Source organism: Cohnella laeviribosi DSM 21336, from assembly GCF_000378425.1.
Taxonomy (GTDB): Bacteria; Bacillota; Bacilli; order Paenibacillales; family Paenibacillaceae; genus Cohnella; species Cohnella laeviribosi.
The window spans coordinates 25,592-49,677 of the sequence record NZ_KB899827.1 but is presented as its reverse complement, the minus strand read 5'-3'; the positions used below and the strand labels follow the sequence as shown (position 1 = coordinate 49,677).

At 58.0% G+C, this 24,086-nt stretch carries 20 protein-coding genes and 1 riboswitch; of the genes, 15 read left to right on the top strand and 5 right to left on the bottom strand.

Annotation, left to right across the window (positions count from 1 at the left end):
* Window positions 1–113 precede the first annotated feature (113 nt).
* Complete coding sequence (locus tag F560_RS23315) at window positions 114–2,357, top strand: Ig-like domain-containing protein (protein ID WP_019006295.1); 2,244 nt, start codon at window positions 114–116, stop codon at window positions 2,355–2,357.
* Between the two features lie 182 nt (window positions 2,358–2,539).
* Here the strand turns inward: F560_RS23315 and F560_RS0113630 are convergent, their stop codons facing one another.
* Window positions 2,540–3,883, bottom strand: coding sequence for a stalk domain-containing protein (locus F560_RS0113630; protein ID WP_019006294.1), 1,344 nt, complete (start codon window positions 3,881–3,883; stop codon window positions 2,540–2,542).
* Window positions 3,884–4,275: 392 nt separating this feature from the next.
* Between F560_RS0113630 and gltB the strand changes: the two genes are divergently transcribed.
* Both gltB and F560_RS25605 read left to right on the top strand, forming a co-directional pair.
* Window positions 4,276–8,880, top strand: a complete 4,605-nt coding sequence (gltB, locus tag F560_RS0113625) for a glutamate synthase large subunit (protein ID WP_019006293.1) — start codon at window positions 4,276–4,278, stop codon at window positions 8,878–8,880.
* 221 nt (window positions 8,881–9,101) lie between these two features.
* Window positions 9,102–9,248: a hypothetical protein gene (locus F560_RS25605; protein ID WP_019006292.1), complete on the top strand. Its 147-nt coding sequence runs from the start codon at window positions 9,102–9,104 to the stop codon at window positions 9,246–9,248.
* A 125-nt stretch (window positions 9,249–9,373) separates the two neighbouring features.
* On the opposite strand, the gene F560_RS0113615 is transcribed toward F560_RS25605, so the two are convergent.
* The gene (locus F560_RS0113615; protein WP_019006291.1) at window positions 9,374–9,739 is read right to left on the bottom strand and encodes a helix-turn-helix domain-containing protein; all 366 of its coding nucleotides are present in this window, start codon (window positions 9,737–9,739) and stop codon (window positions 9,374–9,376) included.
* 321 nt (window positions 9,740–10,060) lie between these two features.
* On the opposite strand from F560_RS0113615, the gene F560_RS0113610 reads away from it, so the two are divergent.
* The 8 genes from F560_RS0113610 (at window position 10,061) to F560_RS0113575 (ending at window position 18,472) form a co-directional block, all read left to right on the top strand.
* Window positions 10,061–10,546, top strand: a complete 486-nt coding sequence (locus F560_RS0113610) for a PilZ domain-containing protein (protein ID WP_019006290.1) — start codon at window positions 10,061–10,063, stop codon at window positions 10,544–10,546.
* A 112-nt stretch (window positions 10,547–10,658) separates the two neighbouring features.
* Window positions 10,659–11,579, top strand: coding sequence for an ABC transporter ATP-binding protein (locus F560_RS0113605; RefSeq protein ID WP_019006289.1), 921 nt, complete (start codon window positions 10,659–10,661; stop codon window positions 11,577–11,579).
* Window positions 11,572–12,381, top strand: coding sequence for an ABC transporter permease (locus F560_RS0113600; protein ID WP_019006288.1), 810 nt, complete (start codon window positions 11,572–11,574; stop codon window positions 12,379–12,381). Before F560_RS0113605 ends, F560_RS0113600 begins: the two co-directional genes overlap by 8 nt.
* 499 nt (window positions 12,382–12,880) lie before the next feature.
* Window positions 12,881–13,396: a TRAP transporter small permease gene (locus tag F560_RS0113595; RefSeq protein ID WP_019006287.1), complete on the top strand. Its 516-nt coding sequence runs from the start codon at window positions 12,881–12,883 to the stop codon at window positions 13,394–13,396.
* Window positions 13,393–14,688 (top strand): TRAP transporter large permease, encoded by a 1,296-nt coding sequence (locus F560_RS0113590; protein ID WP_019006286.1) that lies wholly within the window; start codon window positions 13,393–13,395, stop codon window positions 14,686–14,688. The genes F560_RS0113595 and F560_RS0113590 overlap by 4 nt, the downstream gene beginning before the upstream one ends.
* A gap of 31 nt (window positions 14,689–14,719) precedes the next feature.
* Window positions 14,720–15,769, top strand: coding sequence for a TRAP transporter substrate-binding protein (locus F560_RS0113585; protein ID WP_019006285.1), 1,050 nt, complete (start codon window positions 14,720–14,722; stop codon window positions 15,767–15,769).
* Window positions 15,770–15,876: 107 nt separating this feature from the next.
* Window positions 15,877–17,754, top strand: coding sequence for a cache domain-containing sensor histidine kinase (locus F560_RS23310; RefSeq protein ID WP_019006284.1), 1,878 nt, complete (start codon window positions 15,877–15,879; stop codon window positions 17,752–17,754).
* Window positions 17,723–18,472: a response regulator transcription factor gene (locus F560_RS0113575; protein ID WP_019006283.1), complete on the top strand. Its 750-nt coding sequence runs from the start codon at window positions 17,723–17,725 to the stop codon at window positions 18,470–18,472. The genes F560_RS23310 and F560_RS0113575 overlap by 32 nt, the downstream gene beginning before the upstream one ends.
* 31 nt (window positions 18,473–18,503) lie before the next feature.
* Here F560_RS0113575 and ligD read toward each other — a convergent pair whose 3' ends face one another.
* Complete coding sequence (ligD, locus tag F560_RS0113570; protein WP_019006282.1) at window positions 18,504–19,391, bottom strand: non-homologous end-joining DNA ligase; 888 nt, start codon at window positions 19,389–19,391, stop codon at window positions 18,504–18,506.
* A gap of 203 nt (window positions 19,392–19,594) precedes the next feature.
* On the opposite strand from ligD, the gene F560_RS0113565 reads away from it, so the two are divergent.
* Complete coding sequence (locus F560_RS0113565; RefSeq protein ID WP_019006281.1) at window positions 19,595–19,807, top strand: hypothetical protein; 213 nt, start codon at window positions 19,595–19,597, stop codon at window positions 19,805–19,807.
* 124 nt (window positions 19,808–19,931) lie between these two features.
* On the opposite strand, the gene F560_RS25075 is transcribed toward F560_RS0113565, so the two are convergent.
* Window positions 19,932–20,741 (bottom strand): CAP domain-containing protein, encoded by an 810-nt coding sequence (locus F560_RS25075; RefSeq protein ID WP_019006280.1) that lies wholly within the window; start codon window positions 20,739–20,741, stop codon window positions 19,932–19,934.
* A gap of 6 nt (window positions 20,742–20,747) precedes the next feature.
* A riboswitch (cyclic di-AMP (ydaO/yuaA leader) is annotated at window positions 20,748–20,890 on the bottom strand.
* Between the two features lie 1,076 nt (window positions 20,891–21,966).
* The gene (gene ku / locus F560_RS0113555) at window positions 21,967–22,833 is read right to left on the bottom strand and encodes a non-homologous end joining protein Ku (protein WP_019006279.1); all 867 of its coding nucleotides are present in this window, start codon (window positions 22,831–22,833) and stop codon (window positions 21,967–21,969) included.
* Between the two features lie 132 nt (window positions 22,834–22,965).
* Between ku and F560_RS25955 the strand changes: the two genes are divergently transcribed.
* The 3 genes from F560_RS25955 (at window position 22,966) to F560_RS0113540 (ending at window position 24,066) form a co-directional block, all read left to right on the top strand.
* Window positions 22,966–23,133, top strand: coding sequence for a hypothetical protein (locus F560_RS25955; protein ID WP_019006278.1), 168 nt, complete (start codon window positions 22,966–22,968; stop codon window positions 23,131–23,133).
* The gene (locus tag F560_RS0113545) at window positions 23,133–23,318 is read left to right on the top strand and encodes an H-type small acid-soluble spore protein (RefSeq protein WP_019006277.1); all 186 of its coding nucleotides are present in this window, start codon (window positions 23,133–23,135) and stop codon (window positions 23,316–23,318) included. The genes F560_RS25955 and F560_RS0113545 overlap by 1 nt, the downstream gene beginning before the upstream one ends.
* Window positions 23,319–23,493: 175 nt before the next feature.
* Entirely contained in the window at window positions 23,494–24,066 is a 573-nt protein-coding gene (locus F560_RS0113540; protein WP_019006276.1) for an FAD-dependent oxidoreductase, read from the top strand.
* Window positions 24,067–24,086: the final 20 nt, after the last annotated feature.

Below are 24,086 nucleotides of genomic sequence, written 5' to 3'. Positions count from 1 at the left end.
AAAATAGGAATTTGAACAGATTTTCCCTCTACTCTTCAATATTTCGATCTGCATGCCGATAAATATAGCGGATATGGACGAAAAAGTATGATTTAGGAGGATTATTCTACCCGATGAACAGCAACGCGATTCAAGCGGCGCGACAGCGGCCGCGGCGTCCGGAGCGCATAACGATTCGTTGGATTGTCGCCATTTTAACCGCGGCTTTGTTGTGGGGCCAGATCGGCGGCCTTGCGGCGGCGGCGGATGAAACGATTACGGCTGTGGAATTGTCTTCCTTGCCATCCAACACGATCTACGTGAATGAAGATTCGATCGCATTGACCTTATGGGCTACGGTCAGCGGATCGACGACGAAGAAGGATGTGACGTCGGTCGCGACCTGGAGCTCTTCCAATTCCGCGGTTTCGGTCAGCGGCGGCGTCGTGACGGCTACCGCAAGCGCCAAGAACGTCGTCATCACGGGGAAATACGCCGGCTACACGGCGTCGGTAACCGTCAATGCCGTATACCGCTACAGCTCTCTCGAGCTTCGCAAGCAGGGGGAATCGGCCAACTTGGCGGACAAGCTGGACATCCGGCTGGGCGAGTCCCTCACGCTGAAGGCGATCGGGATCGAAACGAGCGGAGGCGGCGAGACCGACGTCAGCGACGAAGCGTCCTGGACGTCGTCGAATACCGGCGTGGCCACCGTCGAAAACGGAGTGGTGACGCTGGTTGCATCCGGTGAAACGACGATTAAAGCCAGCTATCTGGGAAGGTCCGATTCGGTTAAGCTGACGGTCTCCTCCCCTTACTCGGGGTTGAAATTCGACCAAAAGGGGCCCATCGAGCTGTATGTCGGAGACGACGATTACGACTCGCTGTCCGTTACCGCGACGCTGAAGTCCGGAGGCACCGAAGACGTCACGTCCAAGGCGGCTTGGTCAAGCAGCGACACGGGCGTCGTGAAGGTTGACGAGAACGGGGTCGTGACCGTCGTCGGGGCCGGTACGGCCGAAATCAAGGCGACGTACCTGGGCGTGTCCGCCACGATTACGTTTGTCGTGCGCACGCCGTACGAAGCGCTTCGCATCACACCGGAGAAAAATTTGAAAATTCCTCTGCAGGGCGGTCCGAAGGAGATTAGCGCTTACGTGCTGAACGGCCTTGACTCCAAAACCGACGTTACCGCCGAAGCCGCTTGGACCTCATCGAATCTGATGGCGGCTACGGTCGACATTTCCGGTGGCAAAGCTTATGTAACGCCGAAGAGCGCGGGCACGACGACGATTACGGCCTCTTACAAAGGGCTGACCCGGACGCTGAACGTCACCGTGTATCCGACCATTACGGAGCTGACGATCGGCAAGGAGCGCATCGATACGTACGCGGACGAAACCGGCACGCTGCCTTCCGTCAGCGGTACGGCGCTCTCCGGCGACACGATCGACATCAGCGATGCGGTCACCTGGACAAGCTCCGACGATTCGGTCGTCTCCGTCAAAGACGGCAAATGGACCGCGCGGGCAACGGGCACGGCAACGCTGACGGCCACGATTCGGAACGGCAGCGGCGAAGAGCTGTCGGGCACGGTCGAAGTCGTCGTCAACAAGAAAGTGCATCTGCTGCTTCCGGAAACCGATTCGCTGAGCCTGATCATCGGCAAGGAAACGCCTTTCCCGGCCATCACGGCGGTCTATGACAACGGAGACGAGGAGGTCGTGACCGACAAGGTGAAATGGACGTCTTCGTCCGTCAACCTGCTGGTGAAAGACGGTACCTGGAAAGGACTTGCGCCCGCGAAGGCGACGCTGACCGGCACCTACCTGAACGCAACCGTGAAAATATCCGTTACCGTCGAAGAGGAGTTCGTCTCCTTTACGATCGATCCGGCGAGCATCGACCTGACGCTGAAAAAATCGAAGAGCATCAAGGTGACGGGCAAAACGAAGAGCGGCAAAAAGGTTTCGATCGCCTCCCGCATCGAATGGACGCCGTCCGACGAAAGCCTTGTCAGCGTGAACGGCACCAGCGTCAAGGGGCTCGCCGAAGGCAGCGGCAAGATCACGGGCTCGATTCAGGGCAAAACGCTGTCCATCCCGTTTACGGTCAAGGCCAAGCTGACCAAGCTCACCGCCTCCGATTCGCCGCTTACGCTTGCGCCGGGAGCAAGCTCGACGGTCAAGCTGACGGCGGTTTATGAAAACGGCAAGACCGCGGACGTGACGTCGCTCGCCGCATGGACCGCAAGCAGCTCGAAGGTCGCAACCGTATCCTCCTCCGGCGTCGTGACGGCCGTCGCCAAAGGCAGCACGACCATCAAGGCGCAATTCGAAGGCAAAACGGTGACGATCCGCGTCAAAGTCGGCAAATAAAAGTCTATTCATATTATCCGGCCCATGAAAGACGGGACGAAGCAGGTACCTAAGCGGGTACGCTTCGTCCCGTTTCTTTTTGGCCGTGGGCATCTAGCTTCACGCGCGACGTACGCGACGTATGGGAACAAGACCAAGGGTAGGAAAAATCCGGCTGGTTATACTATGGGCATCAAGCGGGATCAGGAATGGATGAATACGGTATACAGCTTCGGACGATAAACGACCTGGTAGTCCAATCCGCTTGCGATGGCAGCGAGAGGGACGTACGTTTTCCGCTCGCTGCCCGCCTTCTCCAAATAAGCCGGCGCGGCAAGCGGCTTCTCGGCTCCGTCAACGCGAAGCGTCTTCGAGCCGATCGCGATGGCGACCTCCCGGCCGTTCTTGCGGAACAGCGCCGTCTTCGTTTTGCCGTCCCACGACACCTGCGCCCCCGTTGCGTCGGCGATGTCGCGGAGCGGCAGAAACGTGGCGCCGCCGCGCAGCTTTGGCTTGTAGGCCGTAACAAGCGGCTTGCCGTCGACGTAAATGGCGGGAGCGGCCGGCGAAGCGGCGGTTCCCCTGTCCGCCGGAACCAGCTTGACGTAAGCGTTCCAGGCGGTTTTGGCAAAGGCTTCGGCAATGGCGTTATAGCCGTTTTGGTTCGGATGGACGTCCTGGTCCGCAAACATGTGCGTCATCGAAAGCTCGTAGCCGGCAAAAGCCGAGCCGATGTGTACGATGCGCAGCGGTATGCCTTCGGCCTGAAGCTTGGCGGCAAGCGCGTCCAGATCGGCGGAAAGCTGGCCGACGGAGCCGGTCAGCAAGTCGTACAGATCCGCGTTCGTCTGCCGGGGAAAAGGCAAATATTGATCGGACAATTCAATGGAAGCGTTCGGAGCGAGCGCATGGACGAGCCGGACGGCCGTTTCTGCATGTTCTGCATAATTATTCAGAATCGTTTCAATATCCGCTTTCAAGGTTTGTTCAGCTTCTTCCGCGGGCATGGCGAGAACGCCGCGGATGAAGCCGAGAAAATCGTTTCCGCCGATCGTGATGGCGACAAGATCCGCTGCCGCCAGGTCGGCCAGCAATTCCGGTCCTTTGGCCGCAACCGTCTCCGCCTGCCGGGAAATCCGCGGATCGCCGTATGCGGAGAAGTCCTGCAGCGCCGAAGCCGGGAGCGATTTCCGTTCGGCGGCTCCTTGAAGCTGGCGGATCAACCCTTCGGTCCGCAGGCCCAGGATCGCGTAGTTGGCAAGTTCCGCCCGCCCGCGCAGCAGCGTTTGTTCGTACAGCCGGTCCGCGTAGCCGTACAGGTCGGACTCGGCCGCCGCGCCGGGCTCGTAGCCGACGCCGATCGAGTCGCCGAGCACGACGATCCGGTAAGCGTCCGGGGCGTCGGCGCCAATCGCGGCCGGCGGCGGCGTTTCCGCCGGCGGACCGCCGGTTTCGGCCGCGATTGGCGCCGCTTCCGGGAGCGTCCACATCAAGGTTCCCGCCAACAAAAACGCGAACAGGCCTCGAATCGCTTTTCCGCTCGGCATAAATGTTCACCCTCCTGAATAATTATTCGGCGAGTTGTCTATTTCTGCAAACTATTGGCGAAATATTAAATTGTCATTTCCCGAACGCTGGTGTTAAAATAACATAATAATAAAAGAACCATTGTGAGTCGGGGCGGATTCCAGGCTTGCCGGTCGGCGAAGCTCTTAAGGAATGCAATGTTCGGAGCCAAAGAACGGTCGGCATGTTTTTATTGTACCAGACTATGCGGTGGAGGGCAGCAGGTTTGGAACGGTTCGCCAAGGGAAGCGGCGGCGGCCGCGCGTTCCGTTGCCGGATCGTGTCCGTCAAGTCCAGCCATTGGAGTCGGTGCTGCCAACGCGTTCTATTCCTTCCTCTTCCAGATTTTCTCCTATAGAAAGGATGCGTAAAAATGAAAGAGCTCGTTAACGGATTGCCTCCGAAACAGGGGATGTATGATCCGCAATACGAACGGGATGCCTGCGGCATGGGCTTTGTCGCCCATATCAAAGGCCGCAAATCGCACGATATCATCGAGCAGGCGCTGACTCTGCTTATCAATATGGAGCATCGGGGCGGACAAGGCAGCGAACCGAATTCCGGGGACGGCGCGGGCCTCATGATGCAAATTCCTCACAAATTCCTTCAGCGGGAGACGGCCAAACTCGGGTTCAAGCTTCCCGAAGAGGGCCGCTATGCCGTCGGCATGGTCTTTATGACCCAAGACGCCGAACAGCGCGCGAAGCATGAGGAAATGTTCGCCTCCATCGTCGCGGAAGAAGGGCAGCGTCTGCTCGGCTGGCGCACGGTGCCGACGGACGACAGCATGCTCGGCATTTCCGCCAAACGGGTGAAGCCTTTTGTCCGCCAGGTGTTTATCGAGCGGGCCGAAGGGCTTGACGACGATCTGGCGTTCGAACGCAAGCTGTACGTCATTCGCAGGCTTGCCGAAAAAGCGATTCGCTATTCCGGCATCCCGGGGGGCGAAACCTTCTATTTCGCAAGCCTTTCGAGCAAAAAAATCATATACAAAGGGATGCTCACGACCGAGCAGGTCGGGCAATTCTACTCGGAGCTGCACGATCCGGACATGGAAACGGCCATCGCGCTCGTGCACTCCCGGTTCTCGACGAATACGTTCCCGAGCTGGGAGCGGGCGCATCCCTTCCATTATATGATCCACAACGGGGAGATTAACACGCTCCGCGGCAACGAAAACTGGATGCACGCCCGGCAGACGCTGTTCGAATCGGAACTGTTCGGCGACGATCTGGAGAAAGTAAAGCCGATCATCAATCACGATTTGTCCGATACCGGCAAATTCGACAACACGTTCGAGTTTTTGTACCTGTCGGGCCGCTCGCTCGCCCACTGCGCCATGATGATGGTGCCGGAGCCGTGGCAGAACGACGAGTACATGGACGACGACAAACGGGCCTTCTACGAATATCACAGCACGCTGATGGAGCCCTGGGACGGTCCGGCCGCGATGGGCTTTACGGACGGCGTGCAGATCGGGGCCATCCTGGACCGCAACGGCTTGCGCCCTGCGCGCTATTACGTCACGAAGGACGACCTGATCATCATGGCTTCCGAAGCCGGGGTCATCGAGATTCCGCCGGAGGACATCGTGCTGAAGGACCGGCTGCGCCCGGGACGGATGCTGCTTGTCGATACGAAGGAAGGCCGGATCGTATCCGACGAGGAATTGAAGAAGAAAATCGTTTCCGAACATCCGTACCGCGAGTGGCTGAACGAACATCTCGTCGATCTGGACGAACTGCCGGATGCGCCGGAGCTTCCGGAAGAAGACCACGACAGCGTTCGGCAGCGCCAGCAGGCGTTCGGCTATACGTTTGAAGATGTCCGCAAAATCATCGAGCCGATGGCGACAAGCGGCGTCGAACCGCTGGCGTCGATGGGCTACGACGCGCCGCTCGCCGTGCTGTCGGAGCGTCCGCAGCGGTTGTTCAACTACTTCAAGCAGCTGTTCGCGCAGGTGACGAACCCGCCGATCGACGCGATCCGGGAGGAAATCGTAACCTCTACCTACACGACGATCGGACCGGAACGCAACTTGCTCAAGCCGGAGCCGGAAAGCTGCCGCCACATCCGCCTCGCGTCGCCGATCTTGTCGAACGAGGATTTCGCGAAGCTGCGCCATGTGCGCCGGCCGGGCTTCAAATCGATCACGCTGCCGATCTTCTTCCCGGCCGACGAAGGAGAAGAAGGGCTGCGCAACGCGCTGAAGCTTCTGTGCGAGGCGGCCGACCGCGTCATCGAGCACGGGCACAACATTCTGATTCTTTCGGACCGCGGCATCGACGAAGACAACGCGGCGATTCCGTCGCTGCTGGCCGTCTCCGCCGTCCACCATCACCTGATTCGTCAGGGAACGCGGACGAAAGTCAGCATTTTGCTCGAATCGGGCGAACCGCGCGAGGTGCATCATTTCGCGCTGCTGATCGGCTATGGCGCCAGCGCCGTCAACCCGTATCTGGCGTTCGAGACGCTGGACGATCTGATTCGCCAAGGCCGGCTGAAGAACATCTCGCACGAGAAAGCCGTCAAAAATTATTTGAAAGCCGCCAACAAAGGCGTCGTCAAAGTCCTCTCCAAAATGGGGATTTCGACGATCCAGTCTTACCGCGGCGCGCAAATCTTCGAAGCGATCGGGCTCAAGGAAGACGTGATCGACCAATACTTCACCTGGACGCCGTCCAGGATCGGGGGCATTGGCCTGGACACGATCGCCGAAGAGGCGCTCAAGCCGCACCGGAGGGCGTTCGCCAAACGGGAAGGCGCCGAGCTCGAGCTCGACTCCGGCGGCGACTATCAATGGCGCAAAGACGGGGAAGACCATCTGTTTAACCCGAAGACGATTCATACGCTGCAGATGGCGACCCGCGCCAACGATTACCAGCTTTACAAGAAATATTCCGCCCTCGTTCAGGGCGAATACGAAGAGATCCGCACGCTCCGCTCGCTGCTGGACTTCAAGTTCGACCAGCCGCCGGTGCCGCTCGAGGAAGTCGAACCGGTCGAATCGATCTTCAAGCGGTTCAAGACGGGCGCGATGTCGTTCGGATCGATCAGCAAGGAAGCGCACGAGTCGCTTGCCATCGCGATGAACCGCATCGGCGGCAAGTCGAACTCCGGCGAAGGCGGCGAAGACCCGGCGCGCTACATTCCGGACGCCAACGGCGATTCCCGCCGCAGCGCGATCAAGCAGGTCGCTTCGGGACGCTTCGGCGTCACGAGCCATTACCTGTCCAACGCGGATGAAATCCAGATCAAGATGGCGCAGGGCGCCAAGCCGGGCGAAGGCGGCCAGCTGATGGGCCGCAAGGTGTACCCGTGGGTGGCCGAGGTTCGCGGCACGACTCCCGGCGTAGGACTCATCTCGCCGCCTCCTCACCACGATATCTATTCGATCGAGGATTTGGCCGAGCTGATCCACGACCTGAAAAACGCCAACCCGAATGCCCGCATCAACGTCAAGCTGGTGTCGGAGGTAGGTGTCGGCACGATTGCCGCAGGGGTGGCCAAAGGCCGGGCCGACGTCATCCTGATCAGCGGCTACGACGGCGGCACCGGCGCTTCGCCGATCGGCTCGATCCGCCACGCGGGCTTGCCGTGGGAACTCGGCCTTGCCGAAACGCATCAGACGCTGATCCTGAACAACCTGCGCGACCGCGTCGTGGTTGAAACGGACGGCAAGATGATGACCGGCCGCGATGTCGCGATCGCCGCGCTGCTCGGCGCCGAGGAATTCGGCTTCTCGACGGCTCCGCTCGTCGTGCTCGGCTGCGTCATGATGCGCGTCTGCCAGTTGGATACGTGTCCGGTCGGCGTCGCCACGCAAAATCCGGAACTGCGCAAGAAGTTCATGGGCGACCCGGAATACGTCGTCAATTACATGCGCTTCGTGGCGGAAGAGCTGCGGGAGATCATGGCCCAGCTCGGCTTCCGGACGGTCGAGGAGATGGTCGGACGCACCGACCGCCTCGATACGAAAAAGGCGATTTCCCACTACAAGGCGAAAGGCGTCGATCTGACTCCGCTGCTGCATATGCCGGAGCTGCCGGAAGGCTCGTACCGCTACAACGTCAAGCAGCAGAATCACGGTCTGGAAGAGTCGCTCGACATGCAGCAATTGCTTAAGGCGGCCGCGCCGGCGATCGAGCGCGGGGAGCGCGTCGAGGGCACGTTCAAGATCAAGAATACGAACCGCGTCGTCGGGACGCTCGTCGGCCACGAGGTGACCAAGAAGCACGGCAAGGACGGCCTGCCGGAGGATACGATCCGCTTCCACTTCGTCGGCACCGCCGGCCAAAGCTTCGGCGCTTTCATTCCGAAGGGCATGACGCTGACGCTGGAGGGCGACGCGAACGACTACATCGGCAAAGGGCTGTCCGGCGGGAAGATTGCCGTCTATCCGTCGCCGAAGGCAACCTTCAAAGCCGAAGAGAACATTATCGTCGGCAACACCGCCTTCTACGGGGCGACGAGCGGCGAAGCCTACATCCGCGGCGTTGCGGGCGAACGGTTCGCCGTTCGGAACAGCGGCGGCAAGATCGTCGTCGAAGGCGTGGGCGACCACGGCTGCGAATATATGACCGGCGGGCGCGTCGTTGTTCTCGGCAAAACGGGCCGCAACTTCGCGGCGGGCATGTCGGGCGGCATCGCTTATGTCATCGACTGGGACGGCGACTTCTTCAAGCGCTGCAACTTCGAGATGATTTTGCTCGAAACCCTGGAGGATGAAAAAGAAATCGCCGAGGTGCGCGGCATGATCGAGAAGCACGTGCAATATACGGGCAGCGAGCTCGGGGAGCGCGTGCTGAAGGAATGGACGGAATTCCTGCCGCGGTTTGTCAAAGTGATTCCGAAAGACTACAAGCGGATGATGGAACAAATCGCCAAAGTCGAAGCCCAAGGATTGAGCGGGGAACAGGCCATGCTGGCCGCGTTCGAAGCGAATATGCGGGATTTGGCCCGTGTGGGCGGCAACTGATTCAGACTAGCGATCGGTTGGGGGAATTTTTCCTCCGCCGATCGCTTTTTTTATGGAATGGAAACGGAATTATCGGGCTGCCCCTTTGCGAGGCGGATTCGACAAAAAAACTTGGAAAAAAAGCCGATGCCGGATAGGCGGTTCGACAGCCTCTGCGTTGCAAGTCTTATATACTGGCTTTAATGCTTGGGATTCTGCCAGCCAAAGAGAGGGTACCCGGTGTGAAGAAGGATGACATTCTGCGCATATGCCTCGAGAAGGAGCGGAAAAAAATTACGCTTGACATCCGGAAGGTACTGGAACAGCTAGGGATTGAACGGGAAAAATGGCCGGAAGAATGGTTCGGCAAATCGCCGATGAAGCCATAGATCGAAGTTCTGAAGCCCGACAGGCCCCAAAGCCGGGTTCAAGCGAAAAACCTCCACGATGGCCGTTTGCGCATCCGGCCCGATCGCGGAGGTTTTGATCTGCCGGAGAGGTCCGCTTCGCCTTTTCAGCTCATCGATCGTTCGGCCCGAATGAAGGCGATGAAGCGCCTGGCTTCCTCGGGGGTCAGCTTTCGTCCGTCAACCGTCAATTCGAACCGGTCCAGAACGTCGCTTGTCAGTTCGAGCTGCGAGACGAATTCACGCACATCCCCGTCTACAATCATGTCCGGTCTGTTCGTCCGACCGACCAGATAATCTATCGATACGCCAAACAAATCCGCGATTTTAGCCAACGTTTCCGTATCCGGTTCTCTCCGGTTTTTCTCGTAATGGGATAAGGCGGCTCGCGAAATGCCGAGGGAAGAGGAGAGTTCTTCTTGAGTCCAACCGCGTTGATCTCGCAAAAATGCGATGCGGTTTCCGGTTTTCATCGTATTCCCTCCAAAGAGAGTCGTTTGATTATCATCATAATATGTAAATGAATGGTTTGCATTCTATGATACAAAACGTATCATACCGCCGAATCCGGAATCCTCTCGAAATAGCCGATAGATACGACGCTGTCGGTTTTTAACCCTCTATATTAAGGGTTGATTGCCAAAAATTCCTTGACACGATCCCTCTCGTATCCTATCGTTATAGCCACAATAGATACGAATTGTATCATAATGGAAATGTCCTCGGCGCGGCCCGCAAGATGAAGGGGCTAAACCGTGCCGGGGCAGGTTGCGTTCAGAAAGGGGAAAGGGGTTATGGGGCAAGACCGGTCGGAACCGGCTTTTTCGAGACGGCGGCATGTGCGCCTTCGGCTTCCCGAAGGAAGCCTTGCCCGCATACGCATTCTTGCCGTTCACAACGCCCGGACGCCGTCTCCGTACGGCGGAGCCAGGCTAATTAATATAAGCGAAGGCGGCTGCTGCTTTGCAAGCGGGCTCCGCTTTCCGGTGCATCCCGCCCTGGTGCTGGAAGTGCAGTTGGCAGAGGGGGAAATAGAGGCCGCGCTCGCGGGCAAAATCGTTTGGCGGCATGAGGAGAACGGCGGGTATCGCTACGGCATGCAATTCGAGCTGTGCCCCAAGGACCGCTTCAGACTGGCCCGCTTGCTGAACGGCCTGCTGATGCGATTGTGTCCCGGCCAGGCTCGCATCCATGCCCTTTACCGCTGGATGTCCGGCCGTGCCTGGGGTGCCGGAGGGGATGAGCGCGTTAACGGCCGCTTTTTGGCGGAGCGAATCTAAAATTAGCCTAAAGACCGACAATTTTAGCCCCAAGTCTAGTGACCGTTGTTATAATTTGTATTAGTTTATTAGGTGTTTGCTATAAGGTATTGGATGAATGGAGGGGGAAGTCATGTCGCAGGCACCTATAGTCCGGCTGCAGGAAGTGACCAAGCGGATCGGCAGCAGGACGATTATCGACCGGGTGTCCCTGGATGTGCAGCCGGGGGAAGTGTTCGGGTTTCTCGGACCGAACGGCTCCGGCAAGACGACGACCATCCGGATGATGGTCGGGCTGATGTCGCTGACTTCGGGAGATATTACGATTGCCGGCCATAGCGTCAAAACCGCGTTTCGGCAGGCCATTTCCCGCGTCGGCGCGATTGTGGAAAATCCGGAAATGTACAAATTTTTGACCGGGTATCAAAACCTGGTGCATTTCGCCCGCATGAATCCGGCCATTACGAAAGCGAGAATCGACGAAGTGGTGGAATTGGTCGGGCTCCAGAAGCGGATTCACGACAAGGTGAAAAAATACTCGCTCGGCATGCGCCAGCGTCTCGGCGTCGCGCAGGCGATCCTTCACCGGCCGTCGCTGCTGGTGCTGGACGAGCCGACCAACGGGCTGGACCCGGCCGGCATCCGGGAGCTCCGCGATTATTTGCGCCTCCTGGCCAGGGAAGAAGGAACGGCCGTGTTCGTATCGAGCCATCTGCTGTCGGAGATGGAGCTGATGTGCGACCGCGTCGCGATTTTGCAACAAGGAAAGCTCATCGACATCCGTTCCATCGGCGCTCAGGCCGAATCGTCGAGCGCGGCGGAGGAAGTGCTGTTCGAGGTCGATCAACCCGATGCGGCGCTGGGCATTCTCGAAGGACAGGGAGCCGGCCGCATTGTGGACGGATTGCTGACCATAACGGCGGACCGCGATCTGACGGCGGCCGTAAACCGCCGGCTGGTCGAAGCCGGCATCCGTGTGTACGGCATCCGCAAAAAGACGAAATCGCTGGAGGACCAATTCCTCGAAGTGACGGGGAGTGATACGATTGGCTGACTTTTGGAAGCTGGTTCAAAACGAAAACATGAAAATTTACCGCCGGCCCCGAACCTGGATTATGTTTGGCTTCGTTGTGCTGGTGCCCGTTCTGATCAGCGTGCTGGTCGCGGTTATGGACGGGACGGATTCCATGAACAACTGGGAGCTGATGAGGCTCGAGTCGTCCATCGTCTTTCAGCTCATCACGGTCTTTGCCGTCGTGAAGGCGGCCGACTCCGTCGCGGGCGAGTTCACGTGGGGGACGATCAAGCTGCTGCTGATCCGGCCCTGGAGCCGTTCGTCGATCCTGCTGTCCAAATATATTTCCGTGCTTCTGTTCTCGCTGCTGTTTATTGCCGTCTGCTTTGCGGTTACCTTTACCGTGAATGTGGCGATTTTCGGGTACGACGCTTCGCCGAAAGGGCTCATTCCGGAAACGTCTCCGCTTGCCGGCGGTTCGCCCTGGACCTACATGGGAGCGTCCTACTTGCTGCTGTTCGTCTCCCAGATCGTCATCGTGACGTTCGGGTTTATGTTTTCGGCTGCGTTTCGCAGCAGCGGCTTGGCCATCGGTTTGTCGATTTTCCTGCTGCTGTCGGGAAGCCTGATCAGCGGGCTGCTTTCCTTGACGGGCAAAGCCTGGATCAAGTTCGTCTTGTTCCCCCATCTGCAGCTTATGAGCTATTTGGACTCGGGAACCGGTCCGCTGCCGAACCATCCGACGACGCTCGGCTTCTCGCTTGCCGTGCTGGCCGTCTACTTCGTGCTGTTTAATCTCGTTTCCTGGACCGTGTTCTGCAAACGGGACGTGGCGGGCTGACCGGCGGAGCCTTGGGCCGAAAGGGCGGTTCCGGCCGGCCGTGCACCGGGCCGCTCAACCGGCGGGCGCACGCCAATAACGGAACGGAGCGGCGCGAACCATCCGAGACCTGCCTGCAGGTTTCGCGGATGTCGTTCGCGTCTTGCTCCGTTCTTTTTTTCTGCGGCGCGTTCAAGCAGCACCCGGCTTCAACCGGTTGAACCGGCGTAGCCGTCGGCTTCAAGGCGGGAACAGGCGGGAATTCCGCGCGTTGAAGCCGGCTCGCAACGGGAGCTCCGCCAGGAGGGGGCCGTCTAGGGCGATTGGGGTATGTGCGGTAGTGCTCAGCCTCCAAGTAGTCCGTCCATTGCGCTACATCGCCCCGAATGGCTTTGTGCAGATCCCGGCTCCCAACAAACAAAAATATTACAAATAAAGCACAAGATCGCATCCTTCTTCGGCTTTCTGTAAGCGCTTAAAATGAATAAGCGAATACGAAACGCAAGGGGTGAAAGAACGGATGGGCGCTCTCCTTCCCAAGTTGAAGGCGATTGCCGTGCGGATCGATCGCGCGATTGAAGCCGTCGCGGTCAGCCTGGTCGCGTTGATGACGATCATCGTCACGATGCAGGTCGTGACGCGCAAAGTGTTCAACTTTGTGTTTTTCTGGTCGGAAGAAATTACATTGCTGCTGTTGATCTGGTTTTCGTTTTTGGGAATTGCAATCGGTTTCAGGGACAATCTGCACATTGCGATGGATTCTTTCTCCAAGCTGTTGCCCAAATGGTTCAATCGGGTGCTGGATGCGTTTATCGCGCTTTGCAACTTTGGCTTCGGCCTGTTTCTCATCATCTACGGCTGGCAGTTTACGGAGCTGATGAGCAACAACCGAATGACGGCAACCGAGTGGCCGAGCAGCGTCATGTACGTCATTATGCCGATTACGGGCGTGATGGTCAGCTGCTACTCCATCCTCCATCTTTTCCGAGTCGATACCGTGCAGCATAAAGAACTGGACGAGGAGACGGTTGAATGAGCGCGACGGTTTCCATTATGATTCTGCTTGCGAGCTTCGTCATCTTGATTTTGCTGCGCTTTCCGATCGCCATGGTGCTGGCGCTGTCGTCGCTGCTCACGGCCTTTACGCTGGATTTGCCGCTGGCCGTTATCGGGCAGCGGATGGTGCAGGGGCTGAATTCCTACTCGCTGCTGGCGATTCCGTTTTTTATTCTGGCGGGCCAGATTATGAGCGAAGGCAAGCTGGCCATGCGGCTGGTCAACCTGGCGCAGCTGCTCGTCGGCGCCGTGCGAGGCGGCCTTGCGCTGGTCAACTGCGTAGCTTGCATGCTGTTCGGGAACATCAGCGGCTCCGCCGCGGCAGACGCTTCTTCGGTAGGCTCCGTCTTGATTCCGTCGATGAAGCGGAAAAAATACGATGCCGATTTTTCGGTCGCGGTCACGTCCGCGGCAGCGATTCAAGGCGTCGTGATGCCGCCGAGCCACAACATGATTTTGTATGCGCTTGCAGCGGGCGGCGTGTCGATTTCGAGCCTGTTTCTCGCGGGAATCGTGCCGTGCCTGATCTTGCTGGCATCGCTGCTCATTACGACCTATTTCATCGCCAAGAAACGGGGATACCCGAAGGGCGAGCCGGTCAAGTTGAAAGAAGTGCCCAAGATTATCGCCGACGGGTTCCTGTCCATGTTTACGGCCGTCATTATTTTGGGCGGCATCTTCTCCGGCTGGTTTACGGCGACGGAATCGGGGGCGATCGCTTGTGTGTACGCGTTTATCCTGACGTTCTTCGTATACCGGGATCTTCCGCTGAAGCATGTGAAGGTCATCTTTTTGAAAACGTTCCGCACCGTCTCGATGGTTTTGTTTTTGATCGCGGCTTCCAACGCTTTTGCCTGGGTTTTGACCTATTTGAAAATTCCGGCCCTCATCACGGACGGGTTGCTGAGCATTTCGGACAATCCGGTCATGATTTTGCTGATCATCAACATCCTGCTGCTGATTCTCGGCGCGCCGCTCGATATGGGACCGCTCATTCTGATCATGACGCCGATTCTGTACCCGGTGGTGACCTCGCTCGGCATGGACCCGGTCCACTTCGGCATCGTGCTGATTCTGAACCTGGGCATCGGCCTGATCACCCCGCCGGTCGGCACCGTATTGTTCGTCGGCTGCGCCATCGGCAAAGTCAGCATCGAGGCGGCAACGAAGCGGCTCATTCCGTACTTCCTCGTCATGGTCGCCGTGTTGATGGTGATTACATACGTGCCGCAAATTTCGCTGTGGCTGCCGAATCTGGTGAACGGGTCGTAAGACCGATACACAAAGGAAAGGGGAATCCGGCATGAACAAAAACAAGAACAAACGTTGGGGCATGATCGCAATGGCGCTCACGGCCGTGCTGCTGATGGGAGGCTGCGGTTCGGGCGGCGGAAAAGCGGGAGGCGGTTCCGCGCAGCCGAGCGGGCCGGAAGCCGGCGGAAGCGACGGGCCGACGTATTCGTTCCGTCTGGCGGAGGCCCATCCGGCGGACTACCCGACGACCAAGGGCGATATGAAGTTTGCTGAGCTGGTCAAGGAGCGGACGAACGGCCGCATCACGATCGACGTCTTCCCGTCGGCGCAGTTGGGCGAAGAAAAGGCGGTCATCGAGCAGGTACAGCTCGGCGCCATCGAATTCACCCGCGTCAGCACCGGTCCGATGGCGGAATTCAACAAAGATTTCGGCGTCTTCAGCCTTCCCTACATCTTCGACAGCGACGAGCATGTCTGGAATTTCCTGTTGGGCGAAACGGGCATGAGCATGCTGGACGGCCTGCAGTCTTCCGGTTTGCAGGGGCTTGGGTGGTACTCTTCGGGTTCCCGCAGCTTCTATTCCGCCAAGCCGCTGAAAAGCATCGACGATCTTAAAGGCAAGAAGATCCGCGTTCAGGAGAACAAGCTCAATCTGGCCATTATGGACGCCCTCGGCGCCAGCGCGACGCCAATGGCTTACGGCGAAGTCTACAGCTCGCTGCAAACCGGCGTCATCGACGCGGCCGAAAACAACTATCCGAGCTACTATTCCAGCAAGCACTATGAAGTGGCGCCTTACCTGCTGCTCGATCAGCATCAGCGGGTGCCGGAAGTACTGCTGGTCTCCAAGACGGTATGGGATAAGCTGTCCGAAGAAGATCAGGCGATTATCCGCCAGGCGGCTTTGGATTCGATCGATTATCAACGGGAAGAATGGGCGAAATACGAGAAGGAATCCGAAGAAGCCGTGCGCGCGGCCGGCGTGACCATCACCGAAGTAACCGATTTGCAGCCGTGGAAAGACGCCGTAAAACCGGTTATCGAAAGCTACCGTTCCGAATACCGCAACGTCCTGGATGCGATTGAAGCCGCGAAATAAACGGAAAGGGGAGGCGCCTGCCAGGCGTCTCTCCTTTGTGTTAAGATAAAGAACGCAAATGCAGGATAGCGGTTTCAAGGAATGCGCGGGAAAGGAGCGGGACAATCATGGCAGGACGCGTCAGGCTTTTCGTACAACGTTTTTTCCGGAAGCTGCTGCTGGCCGACCGTCCCCTCATGACGAAGCTGATCGTTTATTCGACGCTGCTGGTCGTCATCCCGATGGTGTGCGTCGGGCTTATTTCGTACCGGGAAACGTCGCGAACGTTCGAAAACGAAGCCAAGCGGTACAGCTGGCAAATTATCGAGCAGGTCAAACACTACGTGGAAGAATACTTGCGCGGCTTCGAAATCAACACGCTGAAGATTGTCAACCATCCGGACGTCGTCGCCTTTTTGAAGCTGAAGTCGCTCAAGGAAGTAAGCGATGCCGACATTGTGCCCGCGGTTCGAGAAGTGTTGAAGAACTCCGCCTATTCGCAGTCCGACGTCATCAACATCACGCTCATTCTGGACCACATTCAAGTCGTCAATTCGGCGGTTCAAGAAGGCGTATCGACGGTAGATGGCATTGAGAAGGAATACTGGTTCCCCAACATTCCGGTCACGGGAAGCCCGAAGGTGTACAGCCGCGTGATCGAGTGGAACGGCAGGCAGGAGCCCGTCCTTTCGATCGTGAAGCGGATTGCCAATCCCAACACGCTGCAGCCGTTCGGGACGCTGGTCATCGACGTGAATTACAAGCGCTTGCAAGACGTTACCCGGAAGGTGAAACTGGGGGAATCCGGCAAAGGGTACCTGTTTATTTTGGACGAACAAGGGATTTACGTTTACCATCCCGACTATCGGCTGATCGGCACGAAGGCGCCTGAAGGCGTTGTCGAGGCCATGCGCAGCGAAAGCGTCGGCTCCTTCGTTACGGAAGTCGGAGGAGAGAAGCAGTTGCTCACGTTCAGCCGCAGCGACTCGCTTCATTGGCAGGTGGTTACCTCCATTCCCTATTCGGAAATGATGCGAAGCAGCCGGGAAAATATCGGCTGGACGATTTTTGTCACGACGGCGATCTTTACGGTTCTGGCGCTTGTCTGCAGCGTCGGGCTCGCCGCCAGCCTGGTCCGGCCGATCAAGCGGCTTTACCGGTATATGAAGCGCGTCGAAATCGGCGACTTTAACGGCAAGGTGCCCGTCCGGTCGAAAGATGAAATCGGCATGCTGGCCAACGGGTTCAACCGCATGGTGAAACGTTTGTCCCAATTGCTGGATGAAGTGTATTTTTCCAAGTTGAACGAAACGCAATTGCATTTGCGCCAGACGGAAACGGAACTCAAAATGCTGCAGGCCCAAATCAATCCCCATTTTCTTTACAATTCGCTTGACACGATCCGCGGCATGGCGCTCGAGCACGATATCGACGAGATCGGAACGATGGCGGCGGCGCTTGCCCGGCTGCTGCGGTACAACGTGAAGGATGCCGGCCTGACCGTCACCATCCGGCAGGAAGTCGAAATCGTGGAAGTGTACTTGCGGATTCAGCAGTTTCGGTTCGAGGACAGGCTGGAAGTCCAATTCGACGTTCCGGATTGGGCGATGCGCCAGCAGATTTGCAAGTTTACCCTGCAGCCGCTCGTCGAAAACTGCATCGTTCACGGAATGGAACCAAACGCCGGCAAAACGCGCATCCGGCTGTCGGCCGCGCTGCTGGAAGACGGGCTTATGGAAGTGCGCGTATCGGACAACGGACCGGGCATCCCGGCGGACAAACTCGAGCAGCTCCGGCTCCGGTTCGACGAGGAGGAGCCCGTGCGGGAATCGCACATCGGCGTCCGAAACGTGCACCGCCGCATCCGCCACGTATTCGGAAAGCGGTGCGGACTGCGGATGGAAAGCGCGGAAGGGGAAGGAACGGAAGTCAGCGTCGTATTGCCTTACGATCCGCATCTGGGAGGAGATCGCAATGGGATACCGGCTTCTGCTGGTGGAGGATGAAAAGTGGGTTCGTACCGCGCTTCGCAAAGTGATCCAAAAAACGGAACTGCCGATTGACATCGTTCACGAGGCGGCCAACGGCATGGAGGCGGCGGATTGGCTGAAGACAAACCAAGCGGAGCTGGTGGTGACCGATATCCGCATGCCGGTGATGGACGGTCTTACGCTGCTTAAGGACATTCGGGAAAACGGCTACCCGACCGACGTGGTCATCGTCAGCGGCCATGACGATTTTATGTACGCGCAGCAAGCGCTGCGTCAAGGTGCCGTCGATTATTTGCTGAAGCCCGTCGAACTCGAGGAGCTGAAAGCATGCTTCGACGTCTGGATGCGCAAGAAAGAGCGGGCGGCTCCGCAGGATAACGGGGACGGAGACAAAGTCGCGATGGAGGAGCTGTCCCCCGTCGATCAGGTGATTCGTTATATCGAGTCGAACCATGCGTACGATATGTCCTCGGCCGAAGCGGCGGAATGGGTTCACCTGAATCCGAGCTACTTCAGCAAGCTGTTCAGGCAGACGAAAGGGACGACCTTTACCGATTACGTCACCGCGATGCGGATGAAGGAAGCGGCCAAGCTGCTAGAAAAAACGTCGCTGCGCGTGATCGAAATCGCCGAGCGGCTCGGCTATGCGGATCAGGCTTATTTCAGCAACACGTTCAAGAAGGCGTTCGGCTGCGCGCCAAGCGACTACCGGAAGCAAGCCGGGAAAAAATGAGCGCTTTGCGCCGCCGAATGCCTGAAGCGGATTAAAGCTTGGAGAGCGATTGCAGCACGCGGCCGAGCGGCTGCGGCTTGCACTGGGCGATCAGATCGCCGACGGCCGACAGGCGCTGCGGCACATTCGCCAGGTGGAAGTCGGCCGGCTTTACGTCCCGCTTGATCTCCTCGCGGGTGAGCGGCGTCGACACGGGCGCGCCGGGACGCGCCCGCGGTGTGTAGGGGGCGGCTAACGTCCGGCCCGGGTGATGCTGCAAATAATCGAGGTAGATGAGCGTGCCGCGGTCTTTTTTCAGCCGGGCGACGGTAAAAAGCTCGGGTCTTTGCGCCGCCAGATATTCGGAGACGAATTTGCCGAAGGCGCGTAGCTGCTCGTAGGTCGGTCCGCGCTCGATCGGCATCACGATTTGCGCGCCGGTCGCGCCGGACGTCTTCGCCACGGCCTGCAGACCGAGCGACTCGAGCAAAGTCAGCACTTCGTCCGCCGCCTCCATCAGCCGCGGCTCGACTTCGAGCGAAGGATCGATATCCAGTATCCAGCGGTCGGGCAGCGGATCGCCGATTCGTTCGCACGAAACGTGGAATTCGAGGCTGTATAGGCTGCCCAGCCAAACCAATGTGGGCAGCGAGTCGAGCACCACATAGTTGATCGACCCGTCTTTGGCCGTCCGGACGAACGGAGGGGCGGGCTGCGGACAATTTTTTTGGTAAAACGACGTCTCCCCTGCGATTCCTTCCGGGTACCGGATCGTCGTCAAATAGCGTCCCTCACTGTGCGGCAGCATAAAAGGAGCGAGCTGCGCCAGCGTTTGCACGTAGGCGAGCTTGGTAATGCCGGACTCCGGCCATAACAGCTTGTCGGGATGGGACACGCTTAATTCGTGTTCGCCGATTTGCAAAATCACGCGCTGTTTCATGTCCCTCTCCTTTGCGCAACCCGGTTTGCGTTCCCCGGGGATCTACCCCAGAATGTGCGCCGAAATCCGTCGTTTTATGTACGCTAAATGCCGATGAAGTCACGTTGCGCGGCGAAGCTGAATACAACAACAATAACGGGTTTGCGATTCGCCGGATTTGCGGCTGTTCGCCCGGCATTATTCGACGATGAGGAGAGGAACCCATGGACACCCCGCAGACCGCCCTCTCGCTGCTGCTCGTGTTCTGGACGGGATCGGCGCTGTTTGTCGCCCTTCACCCGAGAGCGTTCCGGGACTTGCTGCAAGGACAAAGACCGTTCAGGGAGCCCGAAGCCGCTTCATGCTTTCGCTACCGGATCGGAGGGCTGCTGTGCGCGCTGGCGGGATTTTTGCTGCTGCTGTGGCTTCTTTTTTGAGGGGCAGCGGACTCTTCGGCGCAAAACCGAATTTAGCCGCTAAAAACGGGAAATTCGGCGGCAATCGAAAAGAAGGCCGGCATCCCGCATCGCGCGGGGCGCCGGCCGTTTTGTCCCGGGCTGGTCAGCCCGTAAATTCTTGAACCCATTTGCCGTTGTAATAGGCAACGCCGATCGAAGTGAAGTTCGGGTTGAGAATGTTCGCTTTGTGGCCCGGGCTGTTCATCCAGGCGTTCATGACCTCTTGCGGGGTCCTTTGGCCGCTGGCGATATTTTCGCCGGCATAGTTAAAGGACACGCCGAATTTCTTCATCATATCGAACGGAGAACCGTAAGTGGGAGAAGTATGGCTGAAATAGTTATTGTCGTACATATCCTTGGCCTTGGCTTGAGCGACGGCCGTCAGCTTGCTGTCCGTCTTGAGCGCCTTCAGGCCCGCTTTGGCGCGTTCCTGATTGACCAGATTGATCACTTGGGCAGCATATTGCGACACGCCGACCGTCGAGCCGGAACCGGTATTGCTGCCGGATCCGCCGTTGTTCGATCCTTTGTTCCCGCTGCCTGCATTCGAGCCTGCTCCGCTGTTGCCGTTGTTTGCGCCGCCTTTATTCGAACCCGCATTTTCTTTGCCTGCATTCGTGTTCGAACCGTTATTGCCGCAGTCGAAAGAAGGCTTGGAAGGCAGCGTCGGCTTCGTCGTGACGCCTTGCGGGATGCCCTGTTGAATTTGGTTGAGCAATTGGTCGAGATCGATGCCGTAGCTGTCGGCCAGCTTTGATAGCGAATCGTAATCGAGCGCAAACGCGTACGTTTTCACTTGCACGTCGCTAGCTTTCGATGCCGCCGAAGCGCCGCCCGCGGGAACGGACAATGCCGCCGCCAGCGCGCCGGTAATCGCCAACATACCCCAACGTTTGAAACCTTGCTTAAACAAAAAGCATTCCTCCCTTTGTTTTGCCTGCGAGGTTAGCTGACGGGTTAGGGTCAAAGAGTACACCCTGCCGCGATAGCTTCAATTGCGGCTTCACCCCACAACAACTTGGTTCCCCCGCGCCTTGATCAAGGCTTCGGCTCTGGAACGCTTTTCATTCTATCAAGGATTCTGCGAGAATTCATTCTATAAATATTGGAATGGTAGAAGAGGAAAGAGCATCCTTCTTTTCTGCCACGTTGCACGCAAAAAAACGACGGCCGGTCCATGATTTTGCCCCCTGCCTAAGAATCGTGGTATATCCGAAAAGAAAATCGGGAACGGCAAGCCGGCAGCGGCCGAAGTTGCCCAAGTTTCGCAGCGGCTGTTCGCTCGTTCATCGCAACCGCGGCGATAGCGTTACCGTGACTATAATCGCAACTCCGGCTACAATTGCAACTGCGTTCATACCGCAACTTCGGCCATTTATCGCAACCGGCGTCTGTAATCGCAACCGTAGCCAATGAGCAACCCAGTCCTATGAGCAACCGCAGCTTATGCGTCGTATATTCCCATCGGTGACTACATACGTAACTCGGCAACGCGTTTATATTGGAAAAATCCAATCCTATTCGCCTTTCAGGCGCCGAAAGCCGGTCTATGTTGGATATATCCAGTCATTTGGCCCGCAGAAGCCGAATCAGCGGGGTTCTTGAGCCGTTTCGTTGGAAAAAATACAACATACGTTCCGGAAATGGGCGAAAGGAGCCGGTATCTTGCACAAAATCCAATATAGCCGCTCTGGGCATGTGAGGTACTGGACGGACCTACATGGCGGGTGAGCGTAGGGGGCGGCGGTCAAGAAGGGTACTAGGCGGACTACATGGCGGTTGGGCACTGCGGCTGGGGGCAATGTAGGGTACTGGGCGGACTACATGACGAATTAGCAGTGGGGTTGCTGGCAAAGAAGGGTACTAGACGGACTACTTGGCGGTTGAGCGCCGCGGACGGGTGCAATGTAGGGTACTGAGCGGACTACATGACGGGTCAGCAGCGGGGCTGGGGGCAATGTAGGGTACTGGACGGACTACATGGCGGGTGAGCGTAGGGGTCGGCGGCCAAGAAGGGTACTGGACGGACTACTTGGAGGTTGAGCACCGTGGCTGGAGGCAATGTAGAGTACTGGACGGACTACATAAGCTGGTGGCCTAACCCCCCCCCCCCCCGCCGCCGTGATAAAACCGCCCCTTCAAGGAGCGGTTTCTTTGGCTTTGCGTCCGCGCGTTGACCGGCGCTTGGGCGCGCCGGGCGCGTCGGCTTCCTTTCCCTTGTCCGGCGGAGCGGCTTTGACGGCTTCGAGGCTGGCCTGCAGAGCCGCCATCAGATCGATGACGTTGGTCTTCTCCGCCGCCGGAGCCGTCACTACATCCAGGCCTTGTCCCGCGACTTTGCGCTCGATCGCCTCCAGCATCGCGGCCCGGTAATCGTCCGTATATTTGGCGGGTTCGAACGGGGTGGACAATTGTTCGATGAGCAATTTGGCCATCGCCAGTTCCCGGTCGTTCACGTTCGCCTGCTGGGGCAAGTTGGGCACGGCTTGAACGGGCCGGATTTCATCGGGATAAAACATCGTTTCCATGCAGATGCAATTCTCGACCGCGCGGATTGCGGCCAGGCTGCTTTTGCTGCGGATGGCGACTTTGGCGATGCCGATTCGCCCCGAGTCGCGCATCGCTTCCAGCAGCAGACTGTAAGCGCCGGCTCCCGCCTGATCGGGAGACAAGTAGTACGTTTTTTGAAAATAAAGCGGATCGATCTCCTGCAGCGCGACAAAATCCAAAATCCGGATCGTTCGCGTATTTTCGGGCTTTATCGCCTCCAATTCCTCGTTCTCGAACAGCACGAACCGTCCTTTCTCGTATTCGTAGCCCCGCACGATTTCGTCCCATTCGGCCGGCCGCTCGCAATGGGGGCAGCTGCGCGTATAGGAGATCGGGGTGCCGCACTCCTTGTGAATATAACGTAGATGGATGTCTTTGTCTTCGGTGGCCGTGAACATTTTGACCGGAACGTGCACGAGCCCGAAGCTGATGGCCCCTTTCCAGACCGTATGCATCTCGCTTACACTCCTTTGCTTTTCCGGGTATGCGTTGTTTCGCTGCCTATAGCGTCCCCTGAATGCATGAATTCAACCCGGCGCGGAGACATTAAGACAAGTTTTGAATTTCGATCCGGAGGGAGAATGACGATGGCGGAGCATCCAATTCACCGCGATTCCGATTATGAAGGCAAAGACGACTTCGACATGGACGTCGACCGGATGATCAACGAAGGGCTGGGCGGCGGTCAGGTGACCGAACACAACGGCTATATCGGAGACTCGACGACGGATACGATGGAGGAGGATAACCCTTAATGGACGCCCGGAGAGCTCAGGAAATTTACGAATCGAAAGAGACGATCGAGGTTCGTCTGGAAGGACGGCCGGTTTGGATCGAAAATGTCGATGAGGCAAACGGGATGGCAACCGTACGGGTCGGCTCGAATCCGCTGAACACGATGACCGTGTCGGTCGGCCGGCTGGAAGAAGGACGGGATTGACGGAAAGCCGCGCCGCGGGGCGCCGGCTGCCGGGGAGCTTGCCCGCTTCCTGGCCGGGTCGGCTTTGCTTCCTCGCGGCAGCTTTCTCCGTAATTGTTTTTGAAAGCGCACTCTTGCAGTGTTATGATAAGGATGAACTGGCAATCTTATTTTAGAATGGAAGGGAGAGGGCAACATGGCATACGACGTCGTCATTATCGGCGGAGGACCTGCGGGCGCGAGCGCGGCTATTTTCACCTCCAAAGCGGGGAAAAAGACGCTGGTGATCGACAGCGATCAGAGCGTCACCCGGCGCGCTTGGATCGAGAACCATTACGGCGCCCCGGATATTTCCGGGCCGGATCTGGTCGAGACCGGCAAGCGGCAGGCGGCAAAGCACGGCGCGGAATTCGCGAAGGACAAGGCGGTCAAGCTGACCGCGGGCGACGGTGTCGTGAAGGTGGATACCGAAAGCGGCGCTTCCTACGAAGGCAAGCACGTGATCGTGGCGACAGGCATGTTCGCCGATTTGGCCGAGGCCAGCGGCATTCGGACGAAACCCGGCACGGAGCCGCGCATCAAGACGGTGATCGATGCCGACCCCGAAGGCCGGACCAGCCTCACCAATGTCTGGGCGGCGGGAACCGTCGCAGGCGTCAGCATGCATACGATCATCACGGCGGGCGACGGCGCCAAAGTCGCGATCAATATCATCAGCGAGCTGAACGGCGAACGCTACGTCGATCATGACGTATTGAAACAAGCGTAAAAAACCGCTCTTTCCATATC